General features: G+C 53.1%; 13 protein-coding genes. 5 read left to right on the top strand and 8 right to left on the bottom strand.

Annotated features, from left to right (window positions below; translation table 11 throughout):
- Positions 1-14: 14 nt before the first annotated feature.
- The 3 genes from carA to HV352_RS19805 form a co-directional block, all read right to left on the bottom strand.
- Complete coding sequence (carA, locus tag HV352_RS19795) at positions 15-1,163, bottom strand: glutamine-hydrolyzing carbamoyl-phosphate synthase small subunit (RefSeq protein ID WP_003018918.1); 1,149 nt, start codon at positions 1,161-1,163, stop codon at positions 15-17.
- A gap of 455 nt (positions 1,164-1,618) precedes the next feature.
- Positions 1,619-2,440: a 4-hydroxy-tetrahydrodipicolinate reductase gene (dapB, locus tag HV352_RS19800; protein ID WP_016151648.1), complete on the bottom strand. Its 822-nt coding sequence runs from the start codon at positions 2,438-2,440 to the stop codon at positions 1,619-1,621.
- 134 nt (positions 2,441-2,574) lie between these two features.
- Complete coding sequence (locus HV352_RS19805; protein WP_046276033.1) at positions 2,575-3,582, bottom strand: LacI family DNA-binding transcriptional regulator; 1,008 nt, start codon at positions 3,580-3,582, stop codon at positions 2,575-2,577.
- Between the two features lie 187 nt (positions 3,583-3,769).
- Here HV352_RS19805 and HV352_RS19810 point away from each other — a divergent pair, with 187 nt between their 5' ends.
- The 5 genes from HV352_RS19810 to HV352_RS19830 are packed head-to-tail and all read left to right on the top strand — an operon-like array spanning position 3,770 to position 8,083.
- Positions 3,770-5,515: a class I mannose-6-phosphate isomerase gene (locus HV352_RS19810; RefSeq protein ID WP_181635008.1), complete on the top strand. Its 1,746-nt coding sequence runs from the start codon at positions 3,770-3,772 to the stop codon at positions 5,513-5,515.
- Positions 5,516-5,519: 4 nt separating this feature from the next.
- Positions 5,520-5,948 carry a hypothetical protein gene (locus HV352_RS19815; protein ID WP_016155663.1) on the top strand — a complete coding sequence of 143 codons (429 nt, stop codon included), beginning with the start codon at positions 5,520-5,522 and terminating at the stop codon, positions 5,946-5,948.
- Positions 5,949-5,959: 11 nt separating this feature from the next.
- On the top strand, positions 5,960-6,454 hold the full coding sequence (locus HV352_RS19820; protein WP_003837349.1) for a PTS sugar transporter subunit IIB: 495 nt from the start codon (positions 5,960-5,962) through the stop codon (positions 6,452-6,454).
- A 10-nt stretch (positions 6,455-6,464) separates the two neighbouring features.
- Positions 6,465-7,265: a PTS sugar transporter subunit IIC gene (locus HV352_RS19825; protein ID WP_016151644.1), complete on the top strand. Its 801-nt coding sequence runs from the start codon at positions 6,465-6,467 to the stop codon at positions 7,263-7,265.
- Entirely contained in the window at positions 7,265-8,083 is an 819-nt protein-coding gene (locus HV352_RS19830; RefSeq protein WP_016151643.1) for a PTS system mannose/fructose/sorbose family transporter subunit IID, read from the top strand. Before HV352_RS19825 ends, HV352_RS19830 begins: the two co-directional genes overlap by 1 nt.
- A gap of 41 nt (positions 8,084-8,124) precedes the next feature.
- Here HV352_RS19830 and HV352_RS19835 read toward each other — a convergent pair whose 3' ends face one another.
- The 5 genes from HV352_RS19835 to fkpB form a co-directional block, all read right to left on the bottom strand.
- Positions 8,125-8,907 (bottom strand): glucose-6-phosphate isomerase family protein, encoded by a 783-nt coding sequence (locus tag HV352_RS19835; protein ID WP_047414458.1) that lies wholly within the window; start codon positions 8,905-8,907, stop codon positions 8,125-8,127.
- Positions 8,900-9,463, bottom strand: a complete 564-nt coding sequence (locus tag HV352_RS19840) for a glucose-6-phosphate isomerase family protein (RefSeq protein ID WP_016151641.1) — start codon at positions 9,461-9,463, stop codon at positions 8,900-8,902. Before HV352_RS19840 ends, HV352_RS19835 begins: the two co-directional genes overlap by 8 nt.
- Before the next feature lie 97 nt (positions 9,464-9,560).
- Positions 9,561-10,475 carry a ribonucleoside hydrolase RihC gene (gene rihC, locus HV352_RS19845; RefSeq protein ID WP_047358352.1) on the bottom strand — a complete coding sequence of 305 codons (915 nt, stop codon included), beginning with the start codon at positions 10,473-10,475 and terminating at the stop codon, positions 9,561-9,563.
- Between the two features lie 66 nt (positions 10,476-10,541).
- Positions 10,542-11,492: a 4-hydroxy-3-methylbut-2-enyl diphosphate reductase gene (gene ispH, locus HV352_RS19850; protein WP_016155658.1), complete on the bottom strand. Its 951-nt coding sequence runs from the start codon at positions 11,490-11,492 to the stop codon at positions 10,542-10,544.
- A gap of 1 nt (position 11,493) precedes the next feature.
- On the bottom strand, positions 11,494-11,943 hold the full coding sequence (gene fkpB, locus HV352_RS19855) for an FKBP-type peptidyl-prolyl cis-trans isomerase (RefSeq protein WP_003018929.1): 450 nt from the start codon (positions 11,941-11,943) through the stop codon (positions 11,494-11,496).
- Positions 11,944-12,004: the final 61 nt, after the last annotated feature.

Consider the following 12,004-nt stretch of genomic DNA (forward strand, 5'->3'; position numbering starts at 1 on the left):
TCTTTTACTCCTGATTATTTCGCGGACTGACGGTATTGCTCAATTAACTCGATAAAGTGGTCGAACAGCGGCGCAGCGTCGTGTGGACCCGGGCTTGCTTCAGGGTGCCCCTGGAAGCTGAACGCCGGTTTGTCGGTACGATGAATCCCCTGCAGGGTGCCGTCGAACAGCGACTTGTGGGTCACTCGCAGGTTGGCAGGCATGGAGGCCTCATCGACCGCAAAACCGTGGTTCTGAGCGGTGATCATCACGGTGTTGTTATCAATATCTTTTACCGGATGGTTGCCGCCGTGGTGGCCAAACTTCATCTTAATGGTCTTCGCACCGCTTGCCAGCGCCAGTAGTTGATGGCCGAGGCAGATGCCAAATACCGGAATATCGGTTTCGAGGAATTTCTGAATCGCGGTAATCGCGTAGTCGCACGGCGCCGGATCGCCAGGGCCGTTGGACAGGAAGATACCGTCCGGATTCATCTTCAGCACATCTTCAGCAGAGGTTTTCGCCGGCACAACCGTCAGGCGGCAGCCGCGATCCGCTAACATACGCAGAATGTTACGTTTAGCGCCAAAATCGTAGGCCACTACGTGGAACGGCAGTTCATCGGCGGATTTAGCTTCCGGCAGGTCACCGGCCAGCGTCCAGCTTCCTTGCGTCCAACTATAAGGCTCCGCGGTGGTCACTTCTTTCGCCAGATCCATACCGTTCAGACCTGGGAAGGCTTTCGCTTTTTCCAGCGCCAGCGCCGCATCCGGGTTATCACCCGCGATAATGCAGCCGTTCTGTGCGCCCTTTTCACGCAGCAAACGCGTCAGCTTACGGGTATCGATATCGGCAATTGCCACAATATTATGGCGTTTGAGGTAAGAAGAGAGGTCTTCGGTATCGCGGAAGTTGCTGGCAATCAGCGGCAGGTCGCGGATGACCAGGCCTTGCGCATGTACTTGAGAAGATTCTGCATCGGCTTCATTGGTGCCGACATTACCGATATGAGGATAAGTAAGAGTGACGATTTGGCGGGAATAGGAAGGATCAGTGAGGATTTCTTGATAACCGGTCATTGAAGTATTGAAAACGACTTCCCCAACCGCCGAACCTGTTGCCCCTATGGCCCGACCGTGAAACTGGGTTCCGTCTTCCAGAACCAATAGCGCTGACTTAATCAAAACACCCTCCAGAGAATATTCACTCACTTTATTTGCATATTAATTCATTAACACCTCATGAATCAATGCAAATTTGCTTACCTATGGATTTCTGGCAAACGGCGGCATTCTAGAGATAGCCCACGTAAAAGTCTACCCAAAAGGGCATTTTTTATTATTATTTTACGCCACTGAGATAAAACACACGATTTAACAGGCAAAAAGATCAGCTAACTTGGGGTGGAAAACGCTTGCGGAAGATAAAGAGTGTAAAAACAGGAAGCGCGATAGATAAAAGTGGACCATTTGGTCAAAATTTACATTGAAATAACAAAATAACCCTGCAAAACATCAACAAATAGGTCATTAAATAAAAAATCAAATTAAAAAGCGAAAAATAAAAGGGCAATAAAATATTGCCCCATGTAATCAAATAGTTATGATTACAACAACCACATCACGAAGGGTAATAAAAGTTATAAACTGCGTAAATCAAGCACATCTTTCATATCAAAAAGACCGTTTGACTTTGATTTCAGCCAAATTGCCGATCGTACTGCGCCATTCGCAAAGGTCATGCGGCTGGAGGCTTTATGCGTGATCTCAATGCGCTCGCCAATATCGGCAAACATCGCGGTATGCTCACCAACGATATCTCCCGCCCGCACCGTGGCAAAACCGATCGTACCGGGTACGCGCTCACCGGTGTAACCTTCACGCGAATAGACGGCACACTCTTTTAAATCTTTATCCAGCGCCCCGGCAATCGCCTCCCCCATCGCCAGCGCAGTGCCTGACGGCGCATCCACTTTATGACGGTGATGGGCTTCAATAATCTCAATATCGGTGTAATCACCCATCACTTTCGCCGCCTTCTCCAGCAGCTTAAGCATGACGTTAACGCCAACGCTAAAGTTCGCGGCGAAAACGATAGCAATGTCCTGCGCAGCATCACGAATAGCCTGTTTGCCCGCGTCATCAAAACCGGTGGTGCCAATCACCATCCCTTTACCGTGCTGGCGGCAAAACGCCAGATGCGCCAGCGTGCCTTCCGGGCGAGTAAAATCGATGAAAACATCAAAATCATCTTTCACCGCCTCAAGACTACTTTGCACGGTAACGCCCGTTTTACCGGCTCCCGCTAATTCTCCGGCATCGCTTCCCAGCAAAGAAGAACCTTCGCGCTCCAGCGCCGCGCCGAGCTGTACGCCATCCATGCCAAGAGTGGCCTGAATCAACTGACGCCCCATGCGCCCTCCGGCTCCCGCGATGGCAACGCGGATTTGTGCATCATGCATAGCTATTCTCTTTTGTTAATTTTACGTAAATCGTTTTTCAGATTAACCAGCACATCGCTGCGCCGCCAGCCGAAAACGTCGATAATTAGAATTTAATGATAAACAGGGAGAGATATCAGTAAAAGGCATGACGATCAGCAAAAACCACATGATTCTCTGACCACCAGCGCAGGTGGCAGAATAATGCGTTTCGGAGGTTCGTCATTTCCCTGAATGCGACTATAAAGTAGCTCCCCAGCCTTGCGACCTATCTCTTTTGCGGCCACCGACACGGTGGTGAGCGCAGGTTGTACCAGCGCCGCTTCGGTGATGTCATCGAACCCCACCAGCGCAAAATCGCGCCCTGGTTCACGCCCCATTTTACGTAATGCCTGCATAACCCCAAGCGCCACAATATCCTGATAACAAACGGCGGCGGTAATTTCCGGGAACCGCATAAGAAGCGACTCTGCCACTTTTGCGCCGTCAATTTGGCTGGCCTGTGTCGCCACTATCCATTGCGGATTCGGCGATATTCCCTGCTCCAGCAACGTGCTGGTGAATCCACCGATACGCTGTGCCCGGCTCCCGGAACTTGGGCTACCACCGATAAACGCAATATTCTTATGCCCCATTTTGACTAAATGGGTGGTGGCCATTTGCGTACCGAGAAAGTTATCGGTTCCCACAAAATCAAAATCAGGATCGCTAAGAGGGCGAACCACCATGATGGCGGGAATATTGCGCCTTTTCAGCGCCTCGAAGAAGGAGGTCGGTGTTTCGCGCGCCGCGCAGAGCACCATGCCGCAGGCATTATTGCGCATCAACGAGTCGACAAATTTTTGCTGCCGCTCCCCTGACTCTTCACTGTTTGCCAGAAACAGAAGCAGGTCATGCCGCTCCATCTCATGGCTTAGCCCTGCAGTCATCTCACCGTAAAAAGGGTTAGTGATATCGTGTAACAACAATCCGACCTGATTACTGCTCCGGTTACGCAGGTTAGCGGCGGTTTGATTATAAACATAGCCGGCATCGTCCAGCGCTTTGAGCACCCTGTCACGTGTGGCCTGAGAAATGCGCCCCCGGTTACGCAACACCATTGAAACGGTTGCCGTGGAGACTCCCGCGCGTTCAGCAACCTGCGCCAGCGTGACTGTAGTCATGACCTCTCCTGTTTATTTCGAAGGTTAATCGAATAACCGAAATATTGCCTTTTTACGTGTGATTCACATCACGCTAACGTGCATTTCACCGCACTGGATTCTGATTATGGCGGGTTAATCGCGTTAACCACACTATGAAAATAAGGTTAATCGATTAATCTTAAATAAGCCAACACGGAGACAGAATATGCGTACAACCTATAATAAATTCCCTGAGGTTAACGTTCAGGGCTATGACAACCACGCCTGGCAGGGTTGGTCGTCAATTCATTCAGTGCTTAACACCAGGGTTTCTACCTCCGCCAAAACCGTATTGATCGTGGATTGCTATCCGGGCGTGCGGCTTGACGAGCTGGAGCAACAGCTTGTTACGACATTAGATACCGCACTGGTGCTAAATATTGAATCCGCCCGCCGCGATGAGCAGGCCCTGCATGATTTACTGGCGCGTAACCTTACCGACGATCGCGTATTCGGCGTTCTCTCCTGTCATCACCTGGATGAATTTTTTGATAGCGACAAACTCAGCCAACTCCGCCAACAGATTGATGCCGTTACCACAGGGCTGGTTGTCGTGTACGGCTCGGGCGCTGCGCTGGCACACCCTGGTGACGTACTGGTTTATGCCGATCTTCCGCGCTGGGAAATTCAACAGCGTATGCGTCATAACGGGCTGGGTAACTGGGGTGCAGAAAACCAGGATGAAGATATTCTTCGTCGTTACAAACGTGCTTTTTTCATTGAATGGCGGGTATTCGACAAACATAAAACGCCGTTACTCAAACGCGCCGATTATTTGCTCGATACCACGGTAGAAAATAGTCCCGCGATGGTCAGCGGCGACGCGTTACGCGCCGGTCTGCAACAAACCACCGAACAACCGTTTCGCGTTGCCCCTTTCTTTGACCCAGGCGTCTGGGGCGGGCAATGGATGAAACAACGATTCGATCTCGATCCCTCAGCCCCCAATTACGCGTGGTGTTTTGATTGCGTGCCCGAGGAAAACAGCCTGTTACTGCGTTTTGGCAACGTGCGGATCGAGATCCCCTCTCAGGATCTGGTGCTGACCTGTCCCCGCCCCCTGCTGGGTGAAAAAGTTCATGCGCGCTTTGGCGCGGAATTCCCGATCCGTTTTGACTTCCTCGACACTATTGGCGGCCAGAATTTGAGCTTTCAGGTTCATCCGCTCACGGAGTACATTCAACAGCAGTTTGGTATGCACTATACCCAGGATGAGAGCTATTACATTCTCGAAGCTGAGCCGGACGCCGTGGTGTATCTCGGGACCAAAACCGGGATCGCACCGCAGGATATGCTCGACGACCTCCGGGCCGCGGGTCGTGGCGAAAAAACCTTTGATGATGAACGATTCGTTAACCAGATCCCTGCACATAAACACGATCACTTCCTGATCCCTGCCGGAACCGTACACTGCTCGGGTGCAGGAACCATGGTGCTGGAGATCAGCGCAACGCCCTATATCTTCACCTTCAAGCTGTGGGATTGGGGCCGCTTAGGGTTAGACGGCTTACCGCGTCCGGTGCATCTGGATCACGGTCAGCAGGTTATTGACTGGCAGCGCGACACGCAATGGGTGCACGACAACCTCGTCAACCGTATTGAACCCCTGGCTGAAGGAGAGGGTTGGCGGGAAGAAAGAACCGGAATGCACGAACGCGAATTTATCGAAACGCGTCGCCATTGGTTTACGGCACCGGTCACTCACCATACCCATGGCGGCGTCAACGTCCTGAACCTGGTCGAAGGAGCGCAGGCCGTTGTTGAAAGCCCGAGCGGTGCGTTTCCCCCGTTTGTCGTCAACTATGCAGAGACCTTTATCATCCCTGCCGCCGTCGGAGAATATCGTATTTCACCGTTTGGCAAAGGCGTCGGTCAACAGCTCGCCACGATTAAAGCCTGGGTTAGAGGATAAGCGCATGATTAACGTAATTGTTGCCACCCATGGTCCCCTGGCGGATGCGCTTCTCGCCAGCGGTCGTATGGTTTATGGAGAATTACCGCATGTTTACCCCGTCACGCTGAGTGAACAGGCAGGTATCGAAGGGTTTAAAGCGACGTTCTCACAGGTTCTCACCAGTGCCGGAAAAGACGCTGACGGCGTACTGGTGCTGTGTGACATGCAAAGCGGTACGCCGTGGAATGTCGCCTGCCATCATGCTTTTTCTTCACAAACGGTTCCTCCCGTTGCCGTCGTAGCGGGGGTCAATTTCCCGATGCTGTTACAAAGCGAGGAGATTTGCCATTTAACGGATGTTCACGCCGCAGCCGTCGAGCTGTTGGCGCTGACGATACCCACGCTGATTAAAGCCGCCCCGGTTTTATCCGTTCAGTCCGACGATTTTTAAAGGAAAACACTATGAGTATTTCTTTTGTACGTATCGATGACCGCGTAATCCATGGGCAGCTCGTGACACGTTGGGCCAAAGAGCTGCCCTGTGATGGGATCGTCGCTATAGACGACGCCGTCGCGGCCGACCCTTTGCTCTCTTCGGTGATGAAAGGCGCCGTACAGGACACCAAAGTTTGGTTGTTTGATACGGCCACCGCGATTGAAAAATTGCCAAAAGTCATTGCCAGCGAGAAACGTTATTTCGTCATTGGCAAATCACCCGTCACGCTCAAACGCATTGAAGAAGCAGGTATCAGCCTGAAAAATGCCAACGGCAAGATTAATGTGGGTCCGATGAGCGCGCGTGCTGATACCACCACCATCGGCCCGAATCAGTCGGTCAACGGGGATGAAATTGCCGCCTTTGACTGGCTGACGCAACATGGGCACCTGGTTGAGTTTCGCCTGGTTCCTGATGCCAGTTGCTACAGCTGGCAGGACGCACGTCAGAAGCTGAAATAAGGAGCGCACGATGATTATCGAAGCTACGTTGATTGGCATACTTTGCTATCTCGGCGCCCTCAGCAGTCCCTGGCTTCTGGGGCTGACCGGCGGCTGGTATCTGATCACCCGCCCGCTGATTTCCGGAATGCTGGTCGGGATAATTCTTGGCGACATTAAAACCGGGATCATGATTGGCGTCGCGGTTCAGGCGGTGTATATCGCGATGGTAACGCCTGGCGGTTCGATGCCGGCCGATCTCAACTTTGTTGCTTACCCCGCAATCGCCCTAGGGATCCTTTCAGGAAAAGGCCCCGAGGTCGCGGTCGCGCTGGCTGCGACCATCGGTATCGCCGGAACCATTTTGTTTAACGCGATGATGGTACTGAACTCTTTCTGGAATCACCGGGCAGATGTGGCGCTGGAACGGGGCGACGAACGCGGTATTTACCTGAATAGCGCCATCTGGCCACAGGTGACAAACTTTGTCCTGCGTTTTGTACCGACTTTTATTGCGGTTTACTTCGGCGCGCAATACATCAGCGGTTTTATGGACAGCTTGCCGAAAATAGTTCTGTCAACGATGAACGTACTGGGCGGCATTTTACCCGCCGTCGGGATCGCGATTTTGCTAAAGCAGATCATCAAAAACTACACCATGCTGATCTACTTCCTCGTCGGTTTTGTCTGCATCGTATTTTTAAAACTCAACATGGTCGCGCTAGTGATCGTCGGTTCGCTGTTGGCGTTGATCCATTACAACTATAAACCGGAACCGCCGCAGGCCGCGAATGCAAAGTCGGTAGCCGATGATGATGAGGATGAATTCTGATGGAAGAACGTACACTTACGCGTAAAGATCTTCGCCGCTGCTGGCGCGCATGGATGATGCACAACTTGTCATCGATGAGTTTTGAACGTCTGGAATCTTTTGGCTTTTGTCTGAGTATGCTTCCGGTGGCGAAAAAGCTCTATCCCGACGCAGCCCAACGTACTGAAATGCTGCGCCGTCATGCCTCATTCTATAATACGGAACCCCAGATAGGCGCGATCGTAAACGGCATGGTGCTGGGGCTGGAGGAGAAAAAAGCGAACGGTGAGCCGATCGATGGGGAGACAATCAATACCCTGAAGGTTGGCCTGATGGGCCCTATTGCCGGGATCGGCGATTCAATGATCCCTGGCATGCTGATCCCTATCCTGCTCAGCATCGGCATGGCCCTGGCGGCCGGCGGTAACATTCTCGGGCCGCTGTTTTATACCGTTGCCTGGCTGGCCATCATCATTCCCGGTTCGTGGTTCTTGTTCCTGAAAGGCTACAAAATGGGTTCTGGCTCGGTGGAAATGCTGGTGAGCAGCAAGTCTGCCCGTCTGCGTGAAGCGTTATCGCTGCTGGGTGTGTTTGTCATGGGGGGCGTGGCGGCCAGCTACGTTAAACTTGGCACCGGACTGGAGTTTATTACCAAAGATGGGGTGAATATCCATGTTCAACAGATGCTGGACGGTATCTTCCCGCAGTTACTGCCGCTGATTGTGGTGCTTGGTACCTGGTATCTGATGGCCAAGCGCGGTGTGTCACCAGTGAAAGCGATGATTTTACTGTTGATACTGGCCGCCCTCGGCGTCGCCACGGGCCTGTTTGCGGGATAACACAAAGAAAACGGTACAACCGGGGCTATGCCCCGGTTTTTTTATGGATGAAAGTTTTGCCATAGCTCGGGGTGCTTGTCCGGGCGTGAGATAAATTGGAAACGTGCCGGGTCCTCGATGAATTGCTGATAAACAGGTGCGGAGGTAATCGAGAATTCCGTATATTGTCTGGGCGTAACAGCCTGCAGTCGTCCAGGGATGTAACGCGGATTATGCTGCCAGATAACGTTGTTGCCCTGCAGCAGCGGATACCATGCCAGTCCTTTATGCGCACGCACGGCGTCGTACTCAAAACCATATTCACGATCGCACCACGCGCCAAAGGTTAACGGTACATCCGGGTCTGCGGATATAGTCGCATGCCCCCAACCGGGTGGTACCAACACTTTCTCACCGGGTCCGGCAATTACAGCAAAACAGCGGCCTGGGTCGTCCTCAACATATTCCTGCATATAAATGATCGCTTTTCCCTGCCAGATTTCATAAAGCTCCGGCGGAGACCAGCCGCTGTGCTGACTAATACGATGAATATGTCCCTGACTACGCACCGGCTCTTCTCCCAGCCGTCCCGCCGCATAGGTCACCACGCCAAACAACAGCATCCGCTTTTTCAACTCTTCGCGATCCTGCATTCGCGCCACATCCATCGCTATGGCATACACCTCTTGCGGCCCTTCACAGTGCGGATCGCGCAGCGAGGCGCGAATCTGGTCGAGTTGACGAATCTCCGGCATCGGCCCGGTAACCTCATCCCCATAGCTAAAACCAAGCGGGTGATGATGGACCGTCATATCCAGGCCGTAAGAATGCGCTAAGTCACCCATTCTGTACCTCCTTCGCCTGAACCGTCTTATTTTCCTCAAAGACCCTTATTCTGAAGCCGCTGGCGAGCGCTGCATAATCATGACCCGCAATCCCTGGCCATACGGCGAGCGCCGACAGAACCTCTTCCCCGGTGTTGATTAACCGATGCGCGGTAAAGCCGGGGATAATGTGGACAGATCCCGCGAATACTTTTTCCAGCCTCGCGTCGCCCTGCTCAGTTTGCAACAGCAGCAAACCGGTGCCACGCAGACCAAAATAGACTTCCCCCTGTTCGCGGCGCGCATGGAAATGCCCGCGAGTCATAAAATACTCACAGCCGACCCGGCCAGGGTAAAGATGGGTAACGCCGGTGTAGAGTTCACCTTCAGCGGGAGAGGTATCCAGCATCTCGACGTCATACACGACCTGCTCGCCAGCCAGCTGTTGACGGGCGTGTTCATCGGCAAAAACGTCTGGAAGATCCTCAATACGGGTGGATTTACGCAATAACAGGCCATCAGCTAAAGCGCCGCTTGCCCACGCCACCTGCGGTGGCTGGATAAAAGAAAGGTTCATATGTGTCTCCGGCCCGAGGAGAACAACAGGATCAGATTAGCAGATTAATCGATTAACCTGCTATCGCTATCTGCATATTGCGGGCCGGATCACAGCCTCAAGGTGCCAGCGTCAGTACCTCTGCCACCCACTGCTGGAACCCCTCAACGTCCAGCCCCAGCGCGACCAGGGCATTTGCCGGATGCCCTAAACGTCCTTCAATGTCCACCACCGTCGTACCCGAGGTATATTCACCCTGGGTTTCAACCGCCACGAAGCACGGCTGCAGGGTAAACAGTTCCGGGCGCACCAGCCAGGCAATAGCGCACAGGTCGTGCATTCGTAGCCCCGTATTCATACTGCCGCTACGGTAATGGCTAAACAGCGCGTGCAGCATTTTTCCCGTCTGGTTAAGCTGCGGCAACGTCGCCAGATAGTCAGGGGTGAGCATGGCCTGATTAGTGACATCCAGCCCGCACATCACAATCTCCAGCCCGCTCTGGAAGACTTTTGCGGCGGCCTCGGGATCAATAGCAATATTAAACTCGGCGTTTGGCGTGAAGTTCCCGCGCCCGGCAGAACCGCCCATAATCACCAGACGGTGAATGTTGAATATGCATTCAGGATAATGAGTCAGCAGCAGCGCAATGTTGGTCAGGGGGCCAATTGCCACCAGCGTCACAGGCTGCGGGGCATGCATCAACGCATCGCGAATGGCCTGGAAGGCAGGTTTTGCCATCACCTGGCGGTCATGTTCGACAAATTCATACCCTTCCATACCTGATTCACCGTGTACGGAAGCGGCATCTCGTAGCGGTCTCACCAGCGGCATCGATGCCCCCTGCGCCAGTGGAATATCCGCATTCCAGAAGTGCAGCAGTTGCAATGCATTACGGGTGGTTTTTTCCACCGACACATTACCTGCTACCGTGGTCATCAGTTGCAGATCCAGCTCAGGGGCAAACAGCGCGGCGGCAATAGCGGCAGCATCATCAATGCCGGGATCGGTATCAAGAATGATCGGTAAGCGCATGGTTTCTCCATAAAAAAATGCCAGACGTTAAGTCTGGCATCTTCTCATAATCGTAACCGGAAAGACTTACTCTACTTCACGAACATCCACACGCAGCTCTTTCGGTACTTCGAAAACGATGTTTTCTTCACGCCCTGCCAGCGGAATAGCTTCCCCACCGCCAAGCTCCTGCAGGCGAGCAATCACGTTTTGCACCAGGATATCAGGCGCCGAGGCACCGGCCGTCACGCCCACGCACCTGGCTTCTTTCACCCACGCTTCCTGGATATCGGTCGCATCGTCAATCAGATACGCCGCTTTCCCCATTCGTTGGGCCAGTTCAGCCAGACGGTTGGAGTTAGAAGAGTTTTTCGAGCCGACCACCAGCACAACATCGGCCTGCTCCGCCAGCGCACGGACCGCTTCCTGACGGTTGGTCGTGGCATAACAGATATCGTCTTTGCGCGGCCCGACAATTTTCGGGAAACGGCTTCGCAACGCGTCAATAACGTCAGAGGTGTCATCAACGGAGAGAGTAGTCTGCGTCATGAAGGACAATTTGCCTTCATTTTTTACATTCAGTTTCAGCACATCTTCAGGTGATTCGACCAGATACATTCCCCCCTGCGGGTTACTGTACTGGCCCATCGTGCCTTCAACTTCCGGATGCCCGGCGTGACCAATTAAAATTGACTCTTCACCGCGACGGCTAGCGCGGGCAACTTCCATATGCACTTTCGTTACCAGCGGGCAGGTCGCATCAAAAACCGTGAGGTCGCGGCCTTTGGCTTCGTTACGCACCGCCTGAGACACGCCATGAGCGGAGAAAATCAGGATCGCGCCATCCGGTACTTCGCTGATTTGCTCAATAAAAATAGCGCCGCGCTCGCGCAGGCTATCCACCACATAGCGGTTATGCACCACTTCATGACGGACATAAATCGGTGCGCCGTAAATAGCCAGCGCGTTTTCCACAATGCTGATAGCGCGGTCTACGCCAGCGCAAAAACCGCGCGGGTTGGCCAACAGGATCTGCATTTTACGCCTCCAGTGCCGGTTCGACTTCCAGCACTTCAATATCAAAATGAACGGTATGCCCGGCCAGCGGATGGTTGAAATCAACCGTGATCGAGTCACCGTTGATTTCGCGGATCACACCAGGCATCTCACTGCCGTCCATTGCGGTAAAGAGCATGATAGCGCCAATTTCTGGCTCGCCCGCGTCCATAAATTCCCGACGCGAGAAATACTGAATTAAGTCCGGGCTGGACACGCCGAAGGCGGCATCCGGCTCCAGAGCAAAAGTGGTTTTATCACCTTCTTTTAACCCCAGCAGGTGTTGTTCCAGTCCTTCAGACAGAGAACCGTCGCCCAGGCGAAACAGCGCAGGCTTGCCGTTATTGCGAGTTGACTCTGCGGTGGAGCCATCGTCGAGCTTAAGGGTGAAGTGCACCAGCACCGCACTGTTACTCTGTACTGATTTAGACATGCAGGTTGCTCTTTAAAATTGCTGCCGCCTGTTTGCCCGATAGCGCTACGCTTACCGGGCC

It is taken from the genome of Citrobacter sp. RHBSTW-01044 (assembly GCF_013781945.1).
Classification (GTDB): domain Bacteria; phylum Pseudomonadota; class Gammaproteobacteria; order Enterobacterales; family Enterobacteriaceae; genus Citrobacter; species Citrobacter braakii.